Origin of the sequence: Photobacterium sp. WH77 (assembly GCF_022014395.1) — a bacterium.
Lineage (GTDB): Bacteria > Pseudomonadota > Gammaproteobacteria > Enterobacterales > Vibrionaceae > Photobacterium > Photobacterium arenosum.
Genome location: NZ_JAKLTE010000017.1, coordinates 17,050 through 41,567, shown reverse-complemented (window position 1 = coordinate 41,567; position 24,518 = coordinate 17,050). Strand labels below are relative to the sequence as shown.

Sequence of the window (24,518 nt, the reverse complement as noted above, 5' to 3'; positions counted from 1 at the left end):
GACAGGCGCGAAACGGCGAAACACTGTTTATGGTTGTGACGCTACCTGACGGATGTAATCGACCTGTACCGATTTGGTAAAGGCTCCCGGGCGTAACGCCTGGACGTCTTCAATAATGCGTGACAACGGCCAGCCCATTTCCAGCAGCAGGTGCGCAGCGAGTAAACCGGTGCGGCCTGAGCCACCCATACAGTGCAAAGCAATGTTGCCGCCTTCTGCAATAATTTTATGCAATTGCGGGCTGACTGCCTGCCATTGTGCCGCAAATTCGCTATCAGGCGCGGCATCGTCTTCGATCGGGGTATATGCCCACAGCATGCCAGCTTGTTCAACTAACTGGCCCAAGTCAGCGACCTCTTTGTCAGCCATTTCCTGTTTATTGATGGCGGTGACGACAGCGCGTACCCCTTGTGCTTTCAGCTGGGCCAGGCTGTCTGACAGAGCAACGCCTTTGGTGCCGGGGCAGGGAGTCAGTACCAGTGCGCTGGTATCGGTTACGGGTAAAGTCCAGGTTGGATGTGTCATTGTCATTACTCCCTTAAGCCTGTCCCACTTTACGCACCAGTTCCGCAGTGCGGGTGGCATAACCCATTTCGTTGTCATACCAGGCATAGATTTTCACCATGCGCTTACCCACTACCATGGTTGATAAAGCATCCACTATGGTTGAGCGCTGATCGCCTTTATAGTCGATAGAAACCAGCGGGCGATCTTCGTAACCCAAAATGCCTTGCAGTTCACCCTGTGAAGCCTCTTTCAGCAGTTGGTTGACTTCTTCGGCTGTGGTGTCACGTTTGACGTCGAAAATGATGTCAGTTAAAGACGCGTTTGCCAGCGGGACACGCACAGCATGGCCGTTAATTTTGCCTTTCAGTTCCGGGAAGATCTCCACGATAGCCGAGGCTGAACCTGTGGTGGTAGGGATAAGGCTCATACCGCAGGCACGGGCGCGGCGAAGATCTTTATGCGGTGCATCCAGAATGGTTTGCGTATTGGTTAAATCATGAATGGTGGTAAATGAAGACTGCTCAATACCCAGTTTTTCATGGATCACTTTGACCACAGGCGCAATACAGTTGGTGGTGCAGGACGCTGCCGTGACAATACGGTGCTGCTCAGGATTAAAGATATAATCGTTAACGCCCACCACGATATTGGCGATGCCTTCTTCTTTCACCGGTGCTGACACGACAACACGCTGCACACCCTGCGCCAGATATTGATTCAGGAACTCGGTTTTGCGATGTTTGCCTGTGGCTTCAATCACCACGTCACAACCTGACCAGTCAACGGCATTAATGTCTTTTTCTTGTGTGGTAAGAATGGCTTTGCCATTGATGACAATGTGGCTGCCTTCCGCTTTCACTTCATGGTGCCAGCGTCCCTGCACGGAATCGAATTCCAGCAGGTGAGCCAGCGTTGCGGCATCACCGGCAACATCGTTAATCTGCACAAACTCCAGTTCTGGCCAGTCAAACGCTGCGCGCAGTGCCAGACGGCCAATGCGGCCAAAACCATTGATACCTACTTTGATTGTCATAGTTAACTCTTCCTACATTATTGGCAACAAACGGGTCGTTGTTTCATTACCATGAGTCGTTCACTGTCCTGTTGGTATTCCTGCTCTAAGCAGTTCGAATCCACCAGTCCGTAAATTTGCTTACGCATCCAGCCGGGCAGTTCTTCGGTTAACCGGTAGAACACCCATTGCCCCTGCCGGACATCAACCAATAGCCCGCTGGCGCGCATCACAGCCAGATGGCGAGACATTTTCGGCTGGCTGACCTGCAGTGCTTCGGTCAGCTCGGCCACACACAGACATTGCTCTTTCACGATTAACCGTAAGCAACGCACACGGGTTTCATCTGCCAGCAGTTTAAAAAATTGATGTGGTAGCATGCTTATAACCATATTCGAATTTCCGTATATATTAGTCTGCTGAAGTGTTTGGTCAATCCCTGTGACGTCATTGTCATAAAATTTTCATATCGGAAAAACGCAGTTGCCGTTCTGAATTGAGTTTACAATGCCCTGAAGGCAGGAGATGAAGGGAAAGAATGCGGCCCAGTATCAATGGGCCGCATGCAGGCTTAGTGACCTGAAGCAGGCTGCTCGATTGAGCCAATCGTACAAATCGATGCCAGAGGTGGCAATGCTGCCAGACAGTTCACATTGATAGTATTTTCACTGTTGACCATTGTACCGGAGAAATTCACCACTGAGGAAATGCGCTCATTGGTAAGCACACCAGCTTTCAATGTCACTAGACCTTCAGTGTTAACCGTAAGCAATGATGTTTCAGTTGAGTGATAAGTCACCAGGCTGTTATCAATAACTATACGGGTACCGTCGGTATAGTAAGCGTTGGTAGTCACATTAAAGATACTCGAACCGAGTAATTGAATGGCCAGCTCACCCATGTGATCAGATTCCACCCGAACGCGATCCAGTGCAGCCGCGGTTACATTGAGATCTGCGGTGCCTTCGAAGCCTTCATATCGTCCTGAAACTGTCGCAGCACCTTCAGAAATACCTTGCACCATGCCTGAATTGACAGTTGCAACAGCAGTGTTGCTACTGAGCCAACTGACCAAATCAGTCACATCCTGGGTGGATCCATCAGTAAAGGTAGCGACAGCTTGTAACTGTTGATCCAAACCGTTTGCCAGATTGAGTATCGCAGGCGTGATGTTCAGGGAAGTCATGGTTTCCGCTGTTACTGTCAGAGTAACCGAGAGGCTTTGGGTTGCCAGGTATTGAGCCACTATGTTGGTTGCCCCTTGAGACAGTGCTTGAGCACGGCCTTTGGCATCAATGATAGCGACCTGAGTATTGCTACTGGCCCAGCTGACCAGGTTCGTGACATCTTGTGTTGTACCGTCAGAGAAGGTCGCAATGGCATTGAATAACTGAGCTGTACCTTTGGCAATGCTCGTTGTCACTGGTGTAATGCTCAGCTCAGTAAGGAGTGCTGAAGTGACAGTTAATGAGTGCTCGTTGCTTACTGTACCTTGCAGGTGTGCTGAAATCACAGTACTTCCTTCAGCGATCCCCTGAACAAGACCGTCGGTAGAAACAGTTGCTATGCTCGTGTCACCACTGAGCCAGTTGGCCTGCGCGGTGATGTCGACCAGACTGCCATCTGAGAATAACGCCGTGGCTTTTAACTGTTGAGTGGTGCCGTTTGCAATCGTGGTCAGCAGCGGATCAACCGAGATCGATAATACGCTTGCCGCAGAAACAGTAACGCTGGCGTGGTTACTCTCTATACCTTGCAGGTTGGCAGAAATAACGGCAGTACCTTCTGCCAAAGCATGGACTGAGCCAGTAAGCATAACACTGGCGACGGCGGTATCACTGCTGGCCCAGTTCACCAGATTCGTCACATTCTGTGTTGTACCATCAGAGAAAGAAGCAATGGCAGTCAGAGGATGTGATGTGCCTTCCGGCAGGTTGATGTTTCCCGGGGTGATTTGCAAACCGTTCATAACTGCAGGTTTAATGGTAACCAGTATGCCGTCACTGGTTACGTCACCCAGGCTCGCTGAAATCGTCACTGCACCGTTTAACAAGGTAATGAGCAGACCGGTATCTGAGACTGTCGCCAGAAGCAGGTCATCACTATTCCAAGCCACCTGAGCCGTCAGGTTTTGCGTTGTTCCGTCCGTGTAGTGACCAATAACGGTCAGTTGCTGCTCTGTACCGATTGCCAGAGAAAGGCCAGAAGTTGTGATGTCGAGGGAGACCAAAGATGCATCGGTGACTGTCAGATCAGCGCTGTTGCTGGTGATACCATCAAATACACCGGTAATTACCGTATTCCCTGCAGCTTGCGCGATAACCAGTCCGTTGCTGTCAACACTGGCGGTACCTGATGCACTGCTGCTCCAGACGACCTGATCAGTGACATCCTTTCGGGTCCCGTCATGATAGAAAGCTAATGCGGTGTATTGAACGTGAGTCCCTTTCGCTACCGATGTCACCCCTGGTGTAATTTGGAGCTGGCTGACAGAGTGTTTACCGGACACACGAATTACGATGCCTCCTGCACTTAACTCGCCGACATCACAGGATATCGATGTTTCTCCCGTTGCAACTGCCTGGATAACACCGCTGGTGCTAATTGTCGCTACTGCAGTTTGGCTACTGACGCAGGTTGCCTGAGTCGTGACATCGTGTGCCACACCAGAGCTGTTAGTCGCTTTGACCATAAAACTCAGTGAGTGGCCTACTTCTACTGAATCAGCGCTGGGGATAATAGCTAATGTGCTGAAATCATTTTTTCCGTTTTCAACACTGTGTTTGGCCGTTCTGCTTTCCTGACCGGATGTACCGCTTTCATCACCGCCACAGCCGGCTAAGGCGAGTACCAGTGCCATGAGTAAATATCCCAGCCATTTTTTGACGTATTGGCAAATGTCGTTTCGCATTAGATTGCCTTCCTTGTAATTGTGGGTAGTGTCAGTTACTACACGAGGGTTCATAGCACGTGCCCTGGACGATTTCCGGCCAGAGACATCGCTTCCCCAATCGCTTTGTAGCTGACTTTTTCAGGGGGTTTCCCTGTGCTTTCAATGTACTGCACAACACTTTTGGCTCTATGTCATGAGAGCTGTCTGTTGCATGTATCCGCTCCGACATCGCGATACAACTGTCACCGCAGAGCAAGAATTCCGGATTCTGGCAGCATTGTTTTTGCCTGGCTGCTCACGACAATCAGTGAACAATCAACTTCATCAATCCTTGAGATAATTACTTTTATGGGTGATTTTTTTATTCAAAGCTGTTTAAAGCCAAATTAGTACAAGGATGGTAATCTTGCTAAATTAGTTGCATATATTTTTTGCTTCTTTAGGGGGGCATGTATTCTCATGGGGAATTCTATCGGTGGTAATTTACACTGGTCTGGCTGCTTTTCGCGGGAAGTGACGAAGTAGCAGGAAACCCTGAGTGTCAAAAGTGGGGCAGCCGTTGCTGCTCTTGATGATTCAGATGAGAAGGTGCAGTTGAAGAAAAAGCCCGCTGTGGCCAGCGGGCTAATGGTTGCAGTGGTGTTACATTTCTAAATCGCTTTTCTCGACAGAGTTGATGGTGCAAACAGACAGCACTCCGGGTATGGTTGCCAGGCAACTGATATTGATGGCATTTTCACTATCAACATCGGTGCCTGATATATCGGCGGTGGAAGTAATCAGTACATCAGACAATACGCCTGCCAGTAATCTGACGGCACCCTCTGTGCTGACCGCCAGCAATGACGCTGCGGAGACGTGATAGGTCACGCTGCTATTATCAACCAGTACCTTGGAGCCGTCAGAATAGTAGGCGTGGGTTGAGACAGTGAAAATGTCTGAACCAAGCAACTCAACGGCCAGACTGCCTGAGTGATCCGACTCTATCCGAACCCGCGACAGTACAGCAGGACCAATCGTCAGGGTTGTGTCCGCTGAACTGCCCCCATAATTTGCAGTAATGGTTGCCGACCCAACGGATACGCCCTGTGCCAGACCGCCTGTTGTGATAGTCGCGACACTGGTATCACTACTTTGCCAGCTCACCAGATCAGTGACAACCTGAGTGGACGTATCCGTAAAGGTGGCTGTGGCTTCGAACTGCTCGGTCAGGCCGTTGGCGATAGTCGCATTGAGCGGGGTGATTGCGAGTGAAGTTACCGTTGCTGCGGTGACATTCAGGGTCACGCCCGGACTGGTTTGCTCCTGATATCTGGCAGTAATCTCTGTCGTCCCCATTGCCAGCGATTGCGCCAGACCTGAGGTATTGATGCTGGCGACACCCGTGTCCGAGCTGACCCAACTGACCAGATGGGTGACATCCTGCGTGCTGGTATCGGAAAAGGTTGCCGTGGCAGTGAACTGCTGCGTTGTACCATTGGCTATGCTTGGAGCGTTAGGAGTCACAGCAATGGCGCTGACACTTGCTGGCGTGACTGAGAGTGGAATGTCGGCACTGTTGACCCCCTGATAATGGGCGGTAACGACTGTATTGCCTTCACCCAGACCGTGGGCTAAACCCGTTGCAGACAGGGTCGCAACACTGGTATCGCCGCTTTTCCAGTTCACCTGATCGGTCACATCCAGGGTGCTGCCGTCGGAGAACTTGGCGGTGGCGGTAAATTGCTGGGTGGTGCCGTTAGCAATACTGGCCGTCTCTGGTTCAACTGAGATAGACGACACGGTTGCTGCCGTCACTTCCAGACTCGCGTTATTGCTGCCTGTTCCGCCAAAGTTGGCAGAGATAGCGGCAGACCCCGTCGCGAGAGCACTGACCACACCCGTAGTGGAAACGGTCGCCACAGCGGTATCGGTACTGTTCCATGTCGCTTGCGCACTGACATCCTGCGAGGTGCCGTTATTAAAATGCGCTATGGCCGCATAGGCATGGCTGGTGCCCTTGGCCAGACTCAGGTTAGCAGGTGTGACTTGCACTGAATTAACTGTCGTATCCGTAACGGTGAGATTTACAGGAGCGCTGGTTGTGCCATTGAAACTGGCGGTAATGTTGGCCGTTCCTGCAGCAATGGCTTCCGCCAGCCCTGATGCTGAGATGGTCGCCGCCGCGGTATTGTCGCTGTCCCAGGTGACCTGAGGGGTTAAGTCTTGTGTCGAACCATCGGAGAACAGGCCAGTGGCAGTAAACTGCTGTTGTGTGCCAGTGACCAAAGACGCCGTGGCGGGTGAGAGATGCACGGAACTCAGTGTCGCTGCTGTTACCGTCATCGTCGCCTGATTACTGCTGACGCCTTCAAATTGCCCGGTAACAGTGGCGGTTCCTGATGCCTTGGCGGAGGCTATACCGTCGGTGCTTAGCTCAACGGTACTGGCATCTGTCGTATTCCAGATTGTCTGGCTGGTGACATCTTCACGGCTGCCATCGTGATAGTATGCCAGCGCGGTAAACTGCACCTGTGTTCCTGCGGCTGCTGACACCTGTCCGGGAGTGATTTGCAACTGGCTGACCGTATGGCCGCCTGTTACCGTAATCACAACTCCGCCGCCACTCACACCGGCATAGCTGCAGGAAATGGTGGCTTCGCCTGCCGCAATGGCCTGGATCACGCCTTTGTCACTGACGGTGGCAACTGATTCATCACTGCTGGTACATTGCGCGTCCTGAGTGACATCTTTTTTATCTTTGTTCGCGTAAATGGCATTCACGGTAAAGCTAAGGGAGCTGCCAGCTTCTGCTGTGTTCGCGCTGGGGATGATTTCGAGATTACGAACGGTTTTACCGCCCTTATCTACGGCGCTGCCGTCGTTGTCTTTCTGGCTGGGCAGACCGCTACTTTCTCCGCCGCAACCTGCCAGAGTCAGCGTCATGAGAAAAATACCCAGCCATAGTGTTAAGTACCGGCTAATGTTGTTCTTCATTGGGTTGCCTTCCTTGTAAACTGAGGAGAAGTCAGCACTACGCGTCGGTTCATAGCACGGTTAGCCGGGGTGTCATTACTGACCAGCGGCTTGGTTTCGCCAAACGCTTCGTAGCTGATACGGTCAGGGGTAATACCCTGTTGTTCAAAATACTGCACAACACTTTGCGCCCTGCGTTCAGACAACTTCATGTTGTAGTCTTCCGAGCCAACATCGTCGGTATGGGTTTCAACGCGCAACATGGCTTCCGGATACTGATTCAGGTGATTCAGCATCGGTTGGAACGCGGAAGTCATATCAGGACGAAGCTTGGCAGAATTGAATTCGAAGATCGCATTGGACTGAGCACCATCCACCTGGAGTGTAAAGGCTTCCTGAGTGGCAGGCGGCGGAGCGGGTTCTGGCTCAGGTTCAACAACTGCGACAGGTTGCGGGTCATTACCTGAAAACCGGTAGCTGATACCCAGCATCAGGGTATGGAGATCGGCACCAGCCGTACCATCGTCGCCGACATTATTGGCAAACTGATAGCTGAGTCCGGTTCGCCAGCGCGGTGTAAAGTCCCAGTCAACGCCGACACCGACAATGGGGGAGAATCCATCTTCGTCGTTAGATACAGTACCGGCAATTTCTTTACCATCGCTGGAAACATGCCAGGCCATCACGCCGGCTTTACCCACCACAGACACCACATCCGATACCGGATAACGATAGCCCAGAGAGGCTGACAGCCCTAACACATCACCTTCATAATCGGCGCCAACGGAAGGGTCATCCAGAGCCGGATAAGTGGCATCAAACTGGCCGTAATAGTCGTAGGCAACTTCCAGCTCCCAGCGTGGAGTCCAGGCGTAGTTATAGAAAATTCCCGCGCCTGGCGCGTCGTCATCACAGCTGATGTTATGGCTTTCGCAGGCATCATCAGCAAAAGTGTAATTGGCGCGGAGTCCGACGCGGTGCTCAGAGGCATTGGCGAGAGAGATACATAAAGTGCTTAGTACAAGACATGAAAGGGAAAACGTTGTGCTTTGATTCATTACCGATCCATCCTCAATCCTTGAAAACGCTATAAAGAGCTACCCAGCTTAGGAACTTCTTGTCATCCAGGTATGCTTAAAGTCAAATTAGTACAAAGATCACAGGTTTGCGAAATAAGTTGCACAGTTAACTCTATTTGATGAGATGGTTTTTTAGTCTTAGTTGTTCACTTTGGCTGGGAGAGGAGACAAATCGGGCTTCTGGAATGATTTATGCGTGTGTGCCGAAACGTGTCCGGGCGCAGAAACAAAAACACCCCGCCAGATAAACCAGCGAGGTGTAGACGGTCTTGTTGTTTGATGACAGATCAATGCATGCTGTCGTGGTTCAAACTTTAGTGGTCCATGTTGCCGTGATCCATGTTTTGTCCGGTGTTCATCATGTAGTCGGCTTTTTCTACCTTCACTTTCACTTCCACTTTACCGGCGTTCTGAAAATAAAGTGTCAGCGGGAAACTATCCCCCAGCTTAGGTACTGATGTCAGGTTAAACATCATAATGTGGTAGCCACCGGGCTTTAGCATTTGAGTGTCATGGGCAGGGATCTGAATGTCGTCTACTTTGCGCATCTTCATCATGCCGTTTTCGTGCGCATGTTCATGAAGTTCGACTTTATCAGCAATGGGCGATTCCGCCCGCAACAGGACATCCGCCTGATCACCGTGGTTATCAATTGAGAAAAAAGCGGCGGCAACCGAAGACATAGGCGGGACTTCTTTAGACCAGGGATGATCAATGTGCAGCTCGCCAGACTCAAATTCGTGGGCCGTTGCCAGGCCGGAGGTGAAGACGGAAGCGGCCAGCAGCAAAGCGTGTAATGGTTTCATTGTGTTCTCCAATGGGTATTAAGCAATCAAAAATGTTAAACGGGATGTGATGATGTGCTTATCGGTGGAGGAGAGTGTTTTGGCCCAAACAGTTCATACAGTTTGTTGTTAGCACTGAGCCAGAACATACGGCGCAGGCCGGAAAAAATCGCAACGAATGCCAGAATAAGCGGTTGAATATGACTGGTGTCGTAATGGATGGGCTGTAATGGCGTGAGCAGCGGGCAGTGATTTTGCCATTGTGCATGCGACGACCCGTCATGCTGATTAACCAGATCGGCGACTGATACCCATTGCAGGCCATGCACTGTACAGATCAGGATTTTATCCCCGGTCAAGCCGCTCGGAGTACCCTGGTGAAAAGCCGGATTGATCACCACGACAGCCGACAACACATTCAGCCATAGCAATGACGCCAGAACGATAGTTATCATTCCAGCGCGATTGCGGGTTGAAGTAAAAGTTGTGGTCATGGTGTTTTGTCTGATTCTGAGAAGCTGAAATCATAGCAGATGAGAATAACATTCGGTAACAGATTACCGGTAAGTGCTTGAAAAAATCAGACTGAACACAGGTTTTCTGTGTGTTCATCCGGCCACCAGCGTCTTGAGTATCAGGTTGTTTTTTCATGAGAAGAGTGCTTGAATATCGGCACTTACCCACCGGAGGCAAAGGAATGAAGGTTGCTATTCTGGACGATTATCAGGATGTTGTCCTCCCCGCCGGTCTTGCGAATGCCGCGGTCTTGAGCACTGAACCTCATCAATAACTATGGAATGAAAAGGAATCGGAGATGCCAAAAGAGCGGGTAGTATTGATTACCGGATCCAGCCGGGGAATTGGCGCGGCTACAGCGATTCAGCTGGCCTCTCAGGGAGTGAGTGTCTGCGTGAATTATCGTTCTGAGCACGAAGCGGCAGAGCAGATTGTGCATCGGGCGCGTAAATATGGCGTGAACGCCATTGCTATACAGGCGGATGTGTCTCAGGAACAGGAGGTGCTGCGGCTGTTTGCCACACTGGATAATGAACTGGGGCCGATAACCGGACTGGTGAATAACGCCGGTATTTTGATGCAACAGATGCCGGTGTTACACATGACAGCAGAGCGAATCAATGCCGTGATGCACACCAATGTCACCAGTTGCTTTTTATGCTGCCGGGAAGCGATCCGGCGCATGGCTTATTCGCAAGGCGGCCAGGGCGGCTCGATTGTCAATGTCTCTTCGGCGGCTTCCCGCACCGGCGCGCCCTTTGAATATGTCGATTATGCAGCCTCGAAAGGGGCGATGGATACCATGACCCGCGGCCTGTCACTGGAAGTGGCCAGTGAAGGCATTCGTGTCAACGGCGTTCGTCCCGGCTTCATTTATACCGACATGCACGCCTCAGGTGGTGAACCGAATCGGATTGAACGGCTGAAATCAGCGATACCTATGCAGCGCGGCGGCACTGCCGAAGAAGTATCAGAAGCGATCTGCTGGTTATTGTCGGATCAGGCGTCTTATTCGACCGGATCTTTTATCGATCTGGCGGGTGGCCGTTAAACACAGTCAAGATCGGCTTATATCCGTCATCGGCAGGGCTGGCCGCAGCCAGCAGCTATGCCTGACTGCGGTACTTTCGCTCCGGCCGGCCGACGCTGCCGTAAGAGACTTCGGCACTCAGCTCATCGGTACTGACCAGATACTCAAGGTATCGACGGGCAGTGGTTCTGCTGGCCCCAATTTCCTGACCCACCTGCTCGGCGTTGAGATTAATGTTCGGATCGGTGAATACGCTGCGGATTTTATCCAGCGTCAGGCCATCAATACCTTTCGGCAACCGTGAGGCCGTGGCTGGCGGCGTTTGCGGCGCGGGCTGATCAGTGGCAGAGGTGGGCTGCAGCAAACCATCGACATCGCTTTGCACCAGCGAGTGCATGTCAGACAACTTGTCCAGGTGAGCGCTGAAATTGAATAACGCCGACTGCAGTCTTTCAAACACCACAGGTTTTAAAATGTAATCAAATATCCCGCTGCGCATCGCGGTGCGCAGGGTATCGACTTCAGTGGCCGCCGTCACCAGAATCACGTCGGTATGGCAGCTTTCAGCACGCAGTTCCCTGAGCAGTTCCAGCCCGGTTCCGGTCGGGAACTGATTATCCAATAACAGTAACTGAGGCTGGAACACGTCAATCAAATCCCTGGCTTCATCCAGGCCATGGGCTATGCCTACAACCTGAAAGCCCGGTGTTTTTTCGACGAACCGGCGCTGTATTTCCGCATTTTGCGGATCATCTTCTGCAATGACGACAGTAATGGGTGCTGTCATTGTTGTTCCTCTTGTCCATGTTTTGTTGCATTGTCTGAACGACGCAGTGATTTGGGAATGTACACAGTAAAACGACTGCCGGAAGGTTCAGCGGGTTCGACGGTAATGATGCCGCCGAGATGTTCTGTCAGTTGTTTGACTAAATGCAGTCCGATGCCGTGTCCTTCAACGTCCTTGGTGGTGTAACCACGGGTAAAAATTTTATCTTGTTCCCCTTCGGCAATGCCAGGCCCCTGATCATTGACCTCGAAAATCAGCTCTTTACCTAAGTCACTCATGCTGAGCAGTACCATACCGCCCGAGCCATGGTGCCTGAGCGTTGCTTCCAGCGCATTGTCTATTAAGTTACCCAGTATGCTGACTAATTGCTCGCGGGGCAGAGAGGCCGGTATGTCCGACATCTGGCTGTCGTCGTCAATGGCCAGTTCCAGGTTCAGTTCTCTGGCCCTGTTGTATTTACCGAGCAGGCACCCGGCCAGAATGCTGTCTGAGGTTGCTTTCATTATGGTCTGAATAAAACTCTGATGACTGGATGTTTCCTGCCCGATTACCTTCAGCGCCTGTTCAACCGCACCAATCTGAATCAGACCGGCTATGGTGTGCAGCTTATTATTGTACTCATGGGACTGGCTGCGCAGGCTATCGGCATATTGCTGAATACGGGTCAGTTTACGGCTGACCAGATCGACTTCATTTTTCAGCCGGAAGCTGGATACCACCCCTGTGACTTCACCGTCCTGCACCATGGGAAAACGGTTGGCGATCAGGTTGCGGTCATGCAGCCAGATTTCCTGGTCAAAATGGTGCTCGCCGCTTTCCAGTACATCCAGCATTCCGTTGTCGGGTAACACATCATGAATATGACGGCCAATGTATTTTTCGTCAGCCGGCAATTGCAATGTTTTGATGGCGGCATGGTTAAAGGTGGTGATGATACCGTGCTGATTAATGGCCACTATGCCTTCACGCACGGTTTCCAGCGTGGCATTGCGTTCATGAAACAGCCGGCCAATCTGCTCAGGCTCCAAATCAAAAATGGCTTTGCGGAAATGATTGGCAAACCAGAGTGCCATGATCACGCTGAACAGAAAGGCCAGCGTACTGGCAACAATCATGGAAAGCTGATGACGGCTGACAATGGCATCGACTTCGGTCAGCAAATAGCCAACTGAAACTATGCCGATGATCTGAGCACCATCTGTGCTGAAAATAGGGGCTTTGCCACGCATTGACCAGCCGATACTGCCTTGATCCAGTGCGACATACGCCTGGCCGTTAATCAGCGCCTGGCTGTTATCGTCACTGTCGTCATCCGACATAGATTTGCCGATACGCTGCGGGTTGAGGTGGGCAAGCCGAATGCCCTGGCTGTCGCCAATAACAACAAATCTTGCCTGGGCGGCCTGGGCCATTTTCAGGCTCAGTGGCTGCAAAAATGCGGTGTCTCTGTCTGATACGGCGCGAATCACATCGGGTGAGGCTGCAATGGTTTTCGCTACCCGTATCGCTTGCTGGCCAATTTGTTCATGTAACACACTGTCGAGATAGCGAATGGTAAAGTGGCCGAGCGCTCCCGCTTGCAGGATCGCGATAAAACCCAGGATTAAGACCATCCGGGTTTTGAGTCGAAAATGACGCAAAGACAACAACTTAGTCATGTGAGAAGGTGTTCCGTCTACCTTTGTAACATCTGTGAAACAGTGTACCGTCAGTGGCACCGAAATGCTGTGAACAATATGAACTTAATGTATTTTACGCCCGATATTCACATTATTTTTACAATCTTTTCATGTTTCTGAACGTGGCATACCTTGACTTAGTAGTTAAGCAATAACAGAACCTGAAGCCGCAGGCAGACAATAAGTTTGAGCCATAGCGGTAAATCAGGTCGGGCGATGGACCCCAATCTAATAACGAGGAAAAGGTATGCTTACTCAGTTAATTACCCGCAAACGTGTCTCCGTACTTGCTGCAATCATGGCTTCTGCATTGAGTGTCAGTGCTCAGGCTAAAGTTGATTCCATTCACTTTCTGGTACCTGGCGGTGCTGGTGGCGGTTGGGACAGCACAGCACGCGGTACCGGTGAAGTATTGAAAAAATCTGATCTGGTTGACACCATTTCTTACGAGAACATGTCTGGTGGCGGCGGCGGTAAAGCCATTGCGTACCTGATTAAAACCGCCGAGCAATCCACAGACACTCTGATGGTTAACTCTACCCCTATTGTGATTCGCTCACTGTCTAAAGTTTTCCCTCAGTCATTCCGTGATCTGACCCCGGTAGCCGCCACTGTGGGTGACTACGCTGCATTTGTGGTGCCGGCTAAATCTAAATACACCAGCTTCACTGACATAGTGAACGATTACAAAAAAGATCCCAGCAGTATCACAGTGGCGGGCGGCTCTGCACGCGGCAGCATGGATCACCTCGTTGCCGCACTGGCGTTCAAAGCCGGTGGTGGTGAGCCGCGCCGTCTGAAGTACCTCGCGTATGATGCTGGTGGTAAAGCCATGGCCGGTTTGCTGTCTGGCGAAACCACACTGCTTTCAACGGGCCTGAGTGAAGCCCTGACGCTGGCAGATGCCGGTGAAATCCGCATCCTGGCGATGACAGGTGATCAACGTTCTCCTTCAGCGCCGGAAGTACCGACTCTGCAGGAGCTTGGCTATAACGCAACCTTCGTGAACTGGCGTGGATTCTTTGCCGCACCGGGTCTCAGCGATGAAAAAGCGGATGAGTTTGCTGAGGTACTGGGCGAGATGTACAACACAGAGCAGTGGAAAACCGTGCGTGACCGTTACGGCTGGACTGAAATCTACAAGCCTCGTAAAGAGTTCGTTGCCTTCCTGTCACAGCAGGAAAAAGAAATCGGCGATCTGATGCGTGAACTGGGCTTCCTGAAGTAATCCTGTCTGCATGACATGTTGCGCACCGCCTGACTGGGTGGTGCGCGTAGTAACAAACCGGCCTGAGTTTGGGGCCGGGTCAAACCGATAGTGGTGAGGATGACCATGACTATAACGAAAGATCATATCGGTGGACTGGTGTTTCTGTGCTTTTCCATCGTTTACGGTTACTACGGCAGCGGAATTGAGATGTTCCCCGGCGATGAATATCAGCCTTTCAATGCGAAATCTTTGCCACTGACTCTGGCAGGGCTTGGCATTGTGCTGGCGTTATGCCAACTGGTAACGGCTAGCCGCAGTCAGGATGACAAACTGGATTTACGGGGACTGGATTTTGTTCTGATCACCAAACTGCTGTTGCTGATGCTGATTTTTGCCGCTTCCCTTGAATGGATTGGTTTCATGTTGTCGACAGTGATCTTTCTGATGGGAGGCTACTGGTTGCTGGGTGAGCGTCGTCCTAAGGTTCTGCTGGTGGCGTCTGTGCCATTTGCCGTGTGCTTCTGGTTCTTGCTGACGCAGTTGCTTGACATCTATCTGGCCCCTGGCCGACTGATAACGAGTATTCTCGGGGGTTAATTATGTTCGATGGAATGATGACTGGATTGTCGACGGCAATTATGCCCTTCAATCTGATGATGGTGGTGGTTGGCTGCTTTGCCGGGACATTCATTGGTATGTTACCGGGTCTTGGCCCGATTTCTGCCATCGCACTGATGATCCCTATTACTTATGGTCTTGATCCTTCTTCAGGCATTATCCTGATGGCCGGTGTGTACTACGGTGCTGTCTTTGGTGGTTCAACCTCATCAATACTGATTAATGCGCCGGGCTGTTCAAGTACAGTGGTTACAGCCTTTGACGGTTTCCCGCTGGCGCAGAAAAATCAGGCGGGTAAAGCCCTGGCATTGGCCGCGTATTCCTCTTTCACTGGCGGAACAATTGGTGCCATCATTTTGCTCTTTGCAGCGCCTGCTCTGGCCAAAGTCTCACTGAGTTTCCAGTCCAGCGACTATTTTGCGCTGATGATTCTGGGTCTGACAGCGGTGGCCGCTTTCTCCGGCAAAGGCCAGGTGCTCAAAGCCCTGATGATGACAGTCTTCGGCCTGATGATCTCGACCGTCGGCAACGATGTCATGACAGGCGTGCCGCGATTTACCTTCGATAATGTCGATTTGATTGACGGTATCAGCTTCCTGCTGCTGGCTATGGCGACTTTCGCGCTGACCGAAGTGGTGATGACGGTTCTGCGGGGTGAGCACCGGCATGAAGATGCGCAGATGGACATGAACAATCTGGGCAGCATGAAACTCAGCAAGGAAGAAGTGAAGCATGTGGCACCAACGGTAGCGCGTTCTTCCGTCTTTGGTTTCCTGGTTGGTGTATTGCCAGGCGCCGGGGCCACCATTGCCTCTTTCCTGAGCTACGGCATGGAGCGTAACCTGGCGCCGAAAGAAGAGAAAGAAAAATTCGGCAAAGGCGCGTTACGGGGCCTGGCTGCGCCTGAATCTGCGAACAACGCAGCATCTACCGGTTCTTTCGTCCCTTTGCTGACACTGGGTATTCCCGGTTCGGGCACAACCGCTATTATGCTGGGTGCACTGATTGCGTATGGTATTCAGCCAGGTCCGCGCCTGTTCATTGATAATCCGGATGTCTTCTGGTCGGTGATCATCTCAATGTACTTCGGTAACCTGGTGCTGCTGATTCTGAACCTGCCGCTGATCCCGTACATCTCCAGGCTGCTGGTGATCCCGCGTCCGATCCTGATTCCGTTGATTCTGTTCTTCTCCATCACAGGGGTATATCTGGTGAGCTTCAATGCCTTTGATATCCAGATGATGGTATTGATCACAGTGATTGCGACCTTCCTGAAATTGCTCAACTTCCCCATGGCACCTATGCTGCTGGGCTTCATCCTGGGCGACATACTGGAGAAAAACCTCAGCCGCTCGCTGACGCTGTCTGATGGTTCTTTCGCTTTCCTGGTAGAACGTCCAATGACATTAACCATTATGGTGCTGGCAGTGCTGGCGTTGTTGATGCCACTGTTCAGCACCTGGCGTGATAAGCGCAAAGCCGTTGCAAAAGGGCAGACGCAGCAGGTGTAAGCTGAAGCCGGACAGATGACCGGATAAATAGAGTGAAGAAAAAGCCGCACGTTCTTGGAACCGTGCGGCTTTGCTTTTTCTGGTCTCTGGAGTCAGAATTCAGGCCAGCAGCAAAGAGTGACTATCAGAAACTGAATGCGACTTTGGCTTCAACCGAGCGCTCGGTGCCCAACCAGCAGTTGTTCTGATCGAAACAGGTGTAGTATTCCTTGTCGAACAGGTTTGAGGCACTGACGGTGGCGCTCACGTTGTTCAGGCTGGCGCTTAACTCGCCAAAATCATAGCGGGCAGACAGATCAAACAAGGTGTAGTCAGGGACTTTGGCGGTGTTTTGCGCATCGATTTCAGACTCGCCGACATAACGCACACCAGCACCCAGTACAGTACCGCTTAACAGGCCGTTGTAGATGTAATAGTTAGCCCACAGTGATGCCATTTGCTCGGGGATCCACACCGGGGTTTTTCCTTCGATGCCGGTATTGTCCTGTGTTACTTCCGCATCGGTATAGGTGTAGTTCAGCGTAATATCCAGATTGTCAGTCAGCAGCCAGAAGCTTTCAAACTCCAGCCCACGGGTGCGGACTTCGCCCGTTTGGATCTTGTCATAGGCACTGCCATTGGGGTCTCGGGTCACTACATTTTGTTTGGTCAGCTGGTAGGCCGCCAGACTGGCGGACTGGGTTCTATCGGCAGACTGGTATTTTACCCCGGCTTCCCATTGCTGGCCTTCAGATGGGTCGAACACTTTGCCGAATCTGTCCTGTCCGGCTACTGGCTCAAAGCTTTCCGAATAGCTGATATAGGGGGCAAAACCGTAGGCCAGATTATAGAGCGCGCCGATTCGGCCGGAGAAGCTGTCTTGCTCAATATCGCCGGATATTACACCGTCGGTTTTCTGGTCAAGTTCGTAATGATCATACCGCCCGCCTGCCAGTAAAATAAGCTTATTCCAGCGGATCTGATCCTGCAGATACACACCCAGCTGAGAGGTATTGATATTGTGCTTGGCTCTGTAGTTAAAGCCAGGATTGTTGGGGTCAATCTGATCGTTGTCCGGGTTGAACATATCAATGCTCGGTACGCTGAAATCCAGGGTGTCCTGATACACCACAGAAGAGTCCATGTACTGGTAGTCCAGGCCCATCAGGACATTATGCTCGGCAGCCCCCCAATGGAGTTTACCTGTGAGCTGGTTGTCCATGGTCAGGAATCCTAACTCCTCATCGGTCTGATAGGCATTACGGCTGAGTGTCCGGTTATCTGCGGCTAAGGCACCATTGTAGGTGTTTGTCTGATGCAGGCTGGCGTCGCTGTATCTCAGGTTATGCAGTAACGTCCAGTCGTCATTAAAATCATGCAGCACTTTGTAGCCGAGCATCAGTACTTCACGTTCGAAATCATTCCAGTTTTTATCGCCCGTGAAAGTGTCAGGAGATAACTTGCCTTCCGGGTTAGGCAGCACAGAACCCTTTGCCGGCACTGTGGTGTAAATGCCTGCGCTCGGGTCGTTCTGATAATACAGGTTGAGGTTGATCAGGGTGTCATCAGAAGCCTGCCAGTCAATGGAAGGGGCTATCATATAGCGCTCATCTTCGGCAGTATTTGCCTGACTGTCCCTTTGCCGCGCCAGAGCGATGAGGCGATAGCTGACATCGCTGTTCTCCAACTGGCCCGTGGTATCAATATTGGCTTGCATCAGATTGTTGGTACCTGTGTTGATTTCGATATCCGTTTGCCGGGTTTTCTGTGGTGTTTTTGCGATCAGGTTAACCATGCCACCCGGCGGGATATTGCCGTACAGCACAGAGGTCGGGCCTTTAAATACTTCCACTTGCTCCACGGCAAAGGCATCCACCTGGCCTTGCAGGTTCCAGCCACTGAGGTAGGGCAACTGCAGACCGTCGTAGAAATTCTGATAGTTGATGAAGCCCCGGATATTGAACAGATCCAGTCGGGTGACCGCCCCGCCGCGCAGTTCGGTATTGACCCCAGACACATAGCGTAAGGCTTCGCTCACCGAGCTGGCACCGCGCAGATCGAGCGTCTCGCGGTCGATAACCGAGATAGCCTGCGGGGTTTCTTCGGCGGTCAGTGCGGTTTTGGTGGCGGTGTTGCGATAGGTCTCACCTAACACCGTGATGGTGTCATCAACGCGGGTTGTCTGGGTGTCTGTCTGGGCGACAGCTGATACGCTGAAGGATGAGGCAATGGAAATAGCCAGCCAGGAAGGAGCGAAAGTGCGATACATCAAAATAAACCTCTGCTGCAATATGTGAATGCTAATTGTTATCAATTGCATTCTAAAGAACTTGCGGCAGGAAAATTAACAATTTGGTGCATCTTGAGATTTGTGGTCGTGATTTTTCAGGCAGGCTCAACCGGCATCCAGTACTCCATGCGGTGAGCTGGGTTGGCGACATCAAATTGCGGCGGATAAATCTCCAGCTCATAGCCATCTATGCCTTTGAAACTGGACTCAGGCAACCAGGCGGCGATGAACCAATGGAGCACTTTATCCAGCTGATGGATAGGCCCGGAGTAGGGAATCACGGCGTAAAGCTGCTCGGGGACATTCAGGCATTGAGTCTCAGCCGCGGTATGTAGCCCCGCATCAGACGCCTGTTCCGATAGTATGCCAGCCCAGTAAATCAATGCGTCACCCGACTGGCTCTGGGTATCAATCACACCTATCTGGCTGATGGTGCCTGTCCCGGTAACTTGCTGATGAAACTGGTGCCAGATGGTGGGCACTGTCTTCGGGTAATCGGGGTTATCGGCGAACAGGCCATGAATTTTGCCGCTCACGCCGAAGAGCTGAAAGGCTGGGCGGCGCTCAAGACGGATTTGTAACAGACGCTGTGAGATCTCAGGGGCTAAAGTTACCGGCCTGGTCGATTGCAAAGGGGTTCTGAGGCCTGTCAGCAGCCCGCGTTTTTTATAGCTGCCGGGCGCGCAGCCGAACATTTGCCGGAAAGCGCGGATAAAACTGATTTCGGAGTTAAAGCCACAGGAGAGCGCGATGTCGAGAATTCTGTCATTGCCCGATAACAGTTGTTCCGCAGCCCGGCTGAGTTTCAGCTCGCGCACATACTGCGCCAGTGTCAGCCCGGTTTCGCTGTTAAACACCCGCTGAAGCTGCCAGCGCGACCAGCAACTTTGCTCCGCCAGTTCCACCACACTCAACGGCTGATCCAAATGGGTGTGGATGTAATCCAGTACCCGTTGAATACGCGTGAAATGATGCGGCTTGGGTGTATGACTTGGGCTGGCTGGTGAGTTCATTACGACGGTTCAGTGTCTTTGTCATTCCATAATGGTCACAGATAGTAACACTGAAGCACTTTGCCCGGTAGTTGAGCAGATCGTCTTTACTGCCCAAATAGGGCGCAGCGTCACAGTGCTGACCGTCAGGGTATAGTGCCGGATGAGAATTGACCTTTGACATTCTATTGGCAACAGCCGAAGGTGTACGAAGTAGAATGAATTCATCAATATATCCGTTCCGCCTGAGCTGTATCAGGTGATTTCGGATAGACAGAGTGACATTGCAGGTAACAGGTGACACGGATAAATGACAGCTAACAGCCCCGACAATAACACGCACAACGCTACTCGCTCACATGAGCTGCCTTTATTTCTGACAGGGCCGGTTTTGCGCCGCTGTAATGCCAGGGTCATTACGCTGTGGATGGTGACATCCGCCCCGCTTGAAGGCCAGTTTCAGCTTTTTCAGGGCAAAGAAGCATCGCCTTTCTTTCAGGCAGACTTTACCCGCGAACAGCAGATCCGGATAGGGCAGTCGGCCTGGGTGGTAATGGCACAATTCTCGGGCGATTTTCCGCTGGATACCGAGCTGGCCTACGACATAGACACCCAAAAGGGAGCGTTGACTGCTCTGTTGCCTGAGCTGCTTTATCCGGGCGAGGAGCGGCTGACGCTGACTATTAAATCCCGTGCTGACTATATTCAGCATGGCTCTTGTCGTAATCCGCATTTTCCCGGTAAAGACAGCCTGGTAGCGGCAGATGAGAAAGTGGCAACACTGCCGCTGGGTGAACGTCCGGCATTACTGATGATGAGTGGCGATCAGATCTATGCCGATCATGTTGCCGGGCCGACGTTAGATGCGATCAGTCAGGTGATCGACCTGCTCGGATTACCCGATGAAACCTTCACCGATGCCCCTTATGCTTCGTTATCGGCGTTACGCGCCAGTCATCACCAGCTCTATGGCCGGGATCAGGTTCTGCCTGTGTACGAGCCGACTGGCAACTGGCTGTCAGACACCCGTATGCTGCGCTGGCTGCCGGCCAAACAACGCCCGGTTTTCACGGCCAATGAGTGTGAAAACCACCTGATTGGCCTGAGTGAATTTCTGGCGATGTACCTGCTGGTCTGGTCGCCGAATGTCTGGCAGCTGGTGGAGACTGACCGCCTTGAGAAACAGGGGTTTCAGTGTGGTGAACAAGTGCTGGCGGACAAATGGCAGCAGTTGTGGCAACAGGAAAAAACGGAAATTGAGGAATTCATCAGCGGGCTGGTTAAGGTGCAGCGCCTGGTCGCACATATTCCCACTTATATGATTTTTGACGATCACGATGTTACTGACGACTGGAACCTGACTGTCGGCTGGGAACAGGCGGCATACCAGCATGCCTTTTCAAAGCGCATTATCGGCAACAGCCTGTTCGGATACTGGCTCTGCCAGGGCTGGGGCAATGATCCTGAACAGTTTGACGACACTTTTATGGCGATGGCCCGCACCTATTTCTCAGCGCCGGATACTGCCTCTCATGATGCCATGATAGATCACCTGTATGATTTCGAGCACTGGCACTATCAGGTAGAGACAAAACCCAAGATGCTGGTGCTGGATACCCGAACTCGGCGCTGGCATTCAGAATCGAAAATGAATAAACCGTCCGGTCTGATGGACTGGGAAGCCCTGACAGAGATGCAACAGGCGCTGATTCATGAACCAGCGGTGATCATAGTGTCACCCGCGCCCATCTTCGGCGTGAAGTTCATAGAAACCTTGCAGCGCATCATGACATTACTCGGTAAACCTCTGGTGGTGGATGCAGAGAACTGGATGGCCCATCCAGGGGCCGCCAATACTTTGCTGAGCATATTTACCCATACCAAAACACCGACCCATTTCGTGATCATTTCCGGCGATGTACATTACTCGTTTGCCTACGATGTTCAGCTGCGTTTTCGCCGCAACAGTCCGAACATTTATCAGATCACCGCCAGCGGGATTAAAAATACCTTCCCGGAAAAGTTGTTACGGGTTTGTGAGCGAATGGACAGGCTGTTGTACAGTCCGCATTCCCCGCTCAACTGGTTTACCAAACGTAAACGCATGAAGATTTACAAGCGGGATCCGGACACCCCGGGACACGGTCGCTTAGTCAACAGCAGCTGTATTGGCGAGTTGTGGCTGAAGGATGACGGCCAGCCTGAGCGCATTGCGATTCTGACCGCTGAAGGGCAGTCCATCGGGTTTCCTCCGACCCGGCAGGAACAGAAACGGCATTCAGGCGCGGGTGAAAAAGCAACAGCAAGACCTGGCAATAATGAGTCATAGTCGGGTGCTTCACATATTTTTAACACAGAGACGCCGCGTTGTTGACTCAGGTCAAACGTACGTTTAATTCTATGGTTCAAATGAGAAGACAGGCAGGGAGCTTGTCTTTATAAAACGTTGTGTAGAACTCAACACAAGGAAAACACCATGTTGAACCTTGCCGCTGCCTTACAGCGTAATGCTGTGTCCAAGCCTGACAAAGTCGCTATTATTTTTGGTGACACTCAGATCACTTATGCTCAGTTCAATGCCATTGCCAGCCAGATCGCCAATGGCTTGAAGGCCAAGGGCATACAGCCTGGTGATCGGGTTGCACTGAGCTGTCCCAATCTGCCGTTCTTCCCGCTGGTGTATTACGGCATTCAAAAAGCAGGCGCAGTCACTGTGCCGCTCAACGTACTGTTACGTGAGCGCGAAATTACATTCCATCTGGAAGATTCAGCGGCGAAGTTCTACTTCTGTTTTGAAGGCGTGGAAGGACTGCCAATGGCGCAGGCCGGTGTGGCAGCCTTTAATCAGGTCGATAGCTGCGAGCACATGGTAGTGATGACGGCCGATCAGTCTGCGATGGATTACCAGGGGCTGCCGACTCTGACATCCTTCATGAAAGATCAGTCACCTGTGTGTGATTATACGCCCCGTGAAGCGGATGATACGGCGGTGATTCTTTATACCTCAGGTACCACGGGTAAACCCAAAGGGGCGGAGCTGACGCACAGCAATCAGTACACTAACGCTCTGGTGGCGCAGAATCTGATGGAAATGCGCGGCGACGACGTACACTTGCTGACTCTGCCGCTATTCCATACTTTCGGCCAGACAGTCAATATGAATGCCCCCGTCAGCCTGGGTTGTACCATGGTGATGGTGCCCCGTTTTGACCCAGCGCTGGTGAAAGGGCTGATTGAAAAACACAAAGTCACCCTATTTGCCGGCGTACCGACTATGTATATCGGAATGAACCTGTGCAAAGCAGACAACGATGTGTCTTCGCTGCGTATCGGTGTTAGTGGCGGTGCGTCGTTGCCGGTAGAAGTGCTGCGTAACTTTGAAGAGAAATTCAACGTCCCGATTCTTGAAGGTTACGGTCTGTCGGAAACCAGCCCTATCGCCAGTTTCAACCATCTGGACATGCCCCGGATTCCGGGTTCAGTCGGACAACCGATTCAGGGCGTTGAGGTGCGTGTGGTTGATGACAATGGCCAGCCACTGCCGCAGGGTGAACCGGGCGAAATCATCATACGTGGTCATAACATCATGAAAGGCTATCTCAACCGGGCGGAAGAGAATGAGAAAGCCCTGCGCAATGGCTGGTTCTACACGGGCGATGTCGGGCGTTTTGATGAAAAGGGCAATTTGTTCATTGTCGACCGGGTCAAGGATCTGATTATCCGGGGTGGCTTTAACGTGTATCCGCGTGAAATTGAAGAAGTGTTCATGACGCACTCTGACGTGGCTATGGTAGCCGTCGTCGGTGTGCCCTGTGATCAGTATGGCGAAGAAGTGAAAGCCTTTGTGGTACTGAAAGAAGGCGCGCAGGTCACCGAAGAAGCGTTGAAAGCCTGGGGTAAAGAACAGCTTGCCGCTTATAAATACCCGCGCATGGTCGAGGTTCGTCAGGCACTGCCAATGAATGCGACCGGGAAAATCCTCAAGAAAGATCTGAGGGCCGAAGTGCGGCAGGCCGCAAAAACTGCTTAATCCTCATCAATATCAAGCACCGGGTAATCAGCCCGGTGTTTGCATTTTCACTGTTGGTCATAATCTCCTGTTTTCCCTTGTTACAGCTACACTTATCCAGAATATCCTTAACCCTAAGCCAGTTGTTTATTCATTAACGACAAACGGAGGCCCTATGAATACGACTCACGGATTATTGTTTGAGGTGGACAGAGATGGCGATAACTTTTTTATGGAACTGAAAGCTGTCGGTAAGCTCACTCATCAGGATTATGAAAGGATCACCCCACTGATCGACGATGCCCTTGAAGGTGTCGCGAATCCTAAGGTTAATGTCTATTTTGATGGTTCAGAGTTTGAAGGCTGGGAATTGCAGGCGGCATGGGATGATCTCAAACTTGGCCTGAAACACGGTAAAAAGTTTCACCGGATCGCCATTTATGGCAACCAGCGCTGGATGGACATAGTGGCCAAAATTGGCACTTGGTTTATCTCGGGTGAAGTGAAATGTTTCGATACACCGTTTGACGCATTAGCCTGGTTAAGGGAAGAGTGAAAATAAACGCTTAGTGTTTGTTGCTGTTTTTGCTGGGATTTCGCTCGTCTGCAAAGCAGGGAGTTGCTATGATGCAGCAGTATTCATGCTCGGGGGAAGTCCCCATTATG

The 24,518-nt window shown here is 51.6% G+C and carries 19 protein-coding genes; 7 read left to right on the top strand and 12 right to left on the bottom strand.

From position 1 onward, the window contains the following. Positions 1-27: 27 nt before the first annotated feature. The 8 genes from L6J37_RS15950 to L6J37_RS15915 all read right to left on the bottom strand — a co-directional run bounded on the left by L6J37_RS15950 (position 28) and on the right by L6J37_RS15915 (position 9,686). Entirely contained in the window at positions 28-525 is a 498-nt protein-coding gene (locus L6J37_RS15950; protein ID WP_218387146.1) for a cyclin-dependent kinase inhibitor 3 family protein, read from the bottom strand. 13 nt (positions 526-538) lie between these two features. Beyond that, positions 539-1,540 (bottom strand): ArsJ-associated glyceraldehyde-3-phosphate dehydrogenase, encoded by a 1,002-nt coding sequence (locus tag L6J37_RS15945; RefSeq protein WP_237795832.1) that lies wholly within the window; start codon positions 1,538-1,540, stop codon positions 539-541. A gap of 17 nt (positions 1,541-1,557) precedes the next feature. Then, positions 1,558-1,899, bottom strand: a complete 342-nt coding sequence (locus tag L6J37_RS15940; protein WP_192014425.1) for an ArsR/SmtB family transcription factor — start codon at positions 1,897-1,899, stop codon at positions 1,558-1,560. Between the two features lie 191 nt (positions 1,900-2,090). Next, positions 2,091-4,430 carry an Ig-like domain-containing protein gene (locus L6J37_RS15935; protein ID WP_237795831.1) on the bottom strand — a complete coding sequence of 780 codons (2,340 nt, stop codon included), beginning with the start codon at positions 4,428-4,430 and terminating at the stop codon, positions 2,091-2,093. Positions 4,431-5,054: 624 nt separating this feature from the next. Continuing rightward, positions 5,055-7,388: an Ig-like domain-containing protein gene (locus tag L6J37_RS15930; protein WP_237795830.1), complete on the bottom strand. Its 2,334-nt coding sequence runs from the start codon at positions 7,386-7,388 to the stop codon at positions 5,055-5,057. Continuing rightward, a complete protein-coding gene (locus tag L6J37_RS15925; RefSeq protein WP_218387150.1) occupies positions 7,385-8,425 on the bottom strand; it encodes an OmpA family protein in 1,041 nt (346 codons plus the stop codon). The genes L6J37_RS15930 and L6J37_RS15925 overlap by 4 nt, the downstream gene beginning before the upstream one ends. A 335-nt stretch (positions 8,426-8,760) precedes the next feature. Further along, a complete protein-coding gene (locus L6J37_RS15920; protein ID WP_218387151.1) occupies positions 8,761-9,252 on the bottom strand; it encodes a copper chaperone PCu(A)C in 492 nt (163 codons plus the stop codon). A 35-nt stretch (positions 9,253-9,287) separates the two neighbouring features. Continuing rightward, entirely contained in the window at positions 9,288-9,686 is a 399-nt protein-coding gene (locus tag L6J37_RS15915; RefSeq protein WP_218387153.1) for a hypothetical protein, read from the bottom strand. Positions 9,687-10,045: 359 nt separating this feature from the next. On the opposite strand from L6J37_RS15915, the gene L6J37_RS15910 reads away from it, so the two are divergent. Continuing rightward, positions 10,046-10,798: an SDR family oxidoreductase gene (locus L6J37_RS15910; protein ID WP_192014411.1), complete on the top strand. Its 753-nt coding sequence runs from the start codon at positions 10,046-10,048 to the stop codon at positions 10,796-10,798. Positions 10,799-10,853: 55 nt separating this feature from the next. Here L6J37_RS15910 and L6J37_RS15905 read toward each other — a convergent pair whose 3' ends face one another. Further along, complete coding sequence (locus L6J37_RS15905) at positions 10,854-11,564, bottom strand: response regulator (RefSeq protein WP_218387155.1); 711 nt, start codon at positions 11,562-11,564, stop codon at positions 10,854-10,856. Further along, positions 11,561-13,222, bottom strand: a complete 1,662-nt coding sequence (locus L6J37_RS15900) for an ATP-binding protein (protein WP_225445006.1) — start codon at positions 13,220-13,222, stop codon at positions 11,561-11,563. Before L6J37_RS15900 ends, L6J37_RS15905 begins: the two co-directional genes overlap by 4 nt. A gap of 268 nt (positions 13,223-13,490) precedes the next feature. Between L6J37_RS15900 and L6J37_RS15895 the strand changes: the two genes are divergently transcribed. The 3 genes from L6J37_RS15895 to L6J37_RS15885 all read left to right on the top strand — a co-directional run bounded on the left by L6J37_RS15895 (position 13,491) and on the right by L6J37_RS15885 (position 16,582). Continuing rightward, positions 13,491-14,471, top strand: a complete 981-nt coding sequence (locus L6J37_RS15895) for a tripartite tricarboxylate transporter substrate binding protein (RefSeq protein WP_192014407.1) — start codon at positions 13,491-13,493, stop codon at positions 14,469-14,471. Between the two features lie 105 nt (positions 14,472-14,576). Next, on the top strand, positions 14,577-15,050 hold the full coding sequence (locus tag L6J37_RS15890) for a tripartite tricarboxylate transporter TctB family protein (protein WP_192014405.1): 474 nt from the start codon (positions 14,577-14,579) through the stop codon (positions 15,048-15,050). 2 nt (positions 15,051-15,052) lie between these two features. Continuing rightward, positions 15,053-16,582: a tripartite tricarboxylate transporter permease gene (locus tag L6J37_RS15885; protein WP_192014403.1), complete on the top strand. Its 1,530-nt coding sequence runs from the start codon at positions 15,053-15,055 to the stop codon at positions 16,580-16,582. 124 nt (positions 16,583-16,706) lie between these two features. Here L6J37_RS15885 and L6J37_RS15880 read toward each other — a convergent pair whose 3' ends face one another. After that, entirely contained in the window at positions 16,707-18,830 is a 2,124-nt protein-coding gene (locus L6J37_RS15880; protein ID WP_237795829.1) for a TonB-dependent siderophore receptor, read from the bottom strand. Between the two features lie 116 nt (positions 18,831-18,946). Beyond that, positions 18,947-19,864, bottom strand: coding sequence for an AraC family transcriptional regulator (locus tag L6J37_RS15875; RefSeq protein ID WP_237795828.1), 918 nt, complete (start codon positions 19,862-19,864; stop codon positions 18,947-18,949). 289 nt (positions 19,865-20,153) lie between these two features. On the opposite strand from L6J37_RS15875, the gene L6J37_RS15870 reads away from it, so the two are divergent. The 3 genes from L6J37_RS15870 (at position 20,154) to L6J37_RS15860 (ending at position 24,408) form a co-directional block, all read left to right on the top strand. Then, entirely contained in the window at positions 20,154-22,172 is a 2,019-nt protein-coding gene (locus L6J37_RS15870; RefSeq protein ID WP_237795827.1) for an alkaline phosphatase D family protein, read from the top strand. Positions 22,173-22,319: 147 nt separating this feature from the next. Beyond that, complete coding sequence (locus L6J37_RS15865; RefSeq protein WP_237795826.1) at positions 22,320-23,873, top strand: long-chain-fatty-acid--CoA ligase; 1,554 nt, start codon at positions 22,320-22,322, stop codon at positions 23,871-23,873. 154 nt (positions 23,874-24,027) lie between these two features. Next, positions 24,028-24,408 carry an STAS/SEC14 domain-containing protein gene (locus tag L6J37_RS15860; RefSeq protein ID WP_192014392.1) on the top strand — a complete coding sequence of 127 codons (381 nt, stop codon included), beginning with the start codon at positions 24,028-24,030 and terminating at the stop codon, positions 24,406-24,408. Positions 24,409-24,518 lie beyond the last annotated feature (110 nt).

Excerpts from the sequence above, each read along its gene's own strand:
- L6J37_RS15950 (WP_218387146.1), bottom strand. The coding sequence starts at position 525 with ATGACACATCCAACCTGGACTTTACCCGTAACCGATACCAGCGCACTG.
- L6J37_RS15860 (WP_192014392.1), top strand. The coding sequence starts at position 24,028 with ATGAATACGACTCACGGATTATTGTTTGAGGTGGACAGAGATGGCGAT.
- L6J37_RS15880 (WP_237795829.1), bottom strand. The coding sequence starts at position 18,830 with ATGTATCGCACTTTCGCTCCTTCCTGGCTGGCTATTTCCATTGCCTCA.
- L6J37_RS15935 (WP_237795831.1), bottom strand. The coding sequence starts at position 4,430 with ATGCGAAACGACATTTGCCAATACGTCAAAAAATGGCTGGGATATTTA.
- L6J37_RS15885 (WP_192014403.1), top strand. The coding sequence starts at position 15,053 with ATGTTCGATGGAATGATGACTGGATTGTCGACGGCAATTATGCCCTTC.
- L6J37_RS15920 (WP_218387151.1), bottom strand. The coding sequence starts at position 9,252 with ATGAAACCATTACACGCTTTGCTGCTGGCCGCTTCCGTCTTCACCTCC.
- L6J37_RS15940 (WP_192014425.1), bottom strand. The coding sequence starts at position 1,899 with ATGCTACCACATCAATTTTTTAAACTGCTGGCAGATGAAACCCGTGTG.
- L6J37_RS15910 (WP_192014411.1), top strand. The coding sequence starts at position 10,046 with ATGCCAAAAGAGCGGGTAGTATTGATTACCGGATCCAGCCGGGGAATT.
- L6J37_RS15875 (WP_237795828.1), bottom strand. The coding sequence starts at position 19,864 with ATGAACTCACCAGCCAGCCCAAGTCATACACCCAAGCCGCATCATTTC.
- L6J37_RS15870 (WP_237795827.1), top strand. The coding sequence starts at position 20,154 with ATGACAGCTAACAGCCCCGACAATAACACGCACAACGCTACTCGCTCA.
- L6J37_RS15900 (WP_225445006.1), bottom strand. The coding sequence starts at position 13,222 with ATGACTAAGTTGTTGTCTTTGCGTCATTTTCGACTCAAAACCCGGATG.
- L6J37_RS15895 (WP_192014407.1), top strand. The coding sequence starts at position 13,491 with ATGCTTACTCAGTTAATTACCCGCAAACGTGTCTCCGTACTTGCTGCA.
- L6J37_RS15905 (WP_218387155.1), bottom strand. The coding sequence starts at position 11,564 with ATGACAGCACCCATTACTGTCGTCATTGCAGAAGATGATCCGCAAAAT.
- L6J37_RS15890 (WP_192014405.1), top strand. The coding sequence starts at position 14,577 with ATGACTATAACGAAAGATCATATCGGTGGACTGGTGTTTCTGTGCTTT.
- L6J37_RS15925 (WP_218387150.1), bottom strand. The coding sequence starts at position 8,425 with ATGAATCAAAGCACAACGTTTTCCCTTTCATGTCTTGTACTAAGCACT.
- L6J37_RS15930 (WP_237795830.1), bottom strand. The coding sequence starts at position 7,388 with ATGAAGAACAACATTAGCCGGTACTTAACACTATGGCTGGGTATTTTT.
- L6J37_RS15865 (WP_237795826.1), top strand. The coding sequence starts at position 22,320 with ATGTTGAACCTTGCCGCTGCCTTACAGCGTAATGCTGTGTCCAAGCCT.
- L6J37_RS15945 (WP_237795832.1), bottom strand. The coding sequence starts at position 1,540 with ATGACAATCAAAGTAGGTATCAATGGTTTTGGCCGCATTGGCCGTCTG.
- L6J37_RS15915 (WP_218387153.1), bottom strand. The coding sequence starts at position 9,686 with ATGATAACTATCGTTCTGGCGTCATTGCTATGGCTGAATGTGTTGTCG.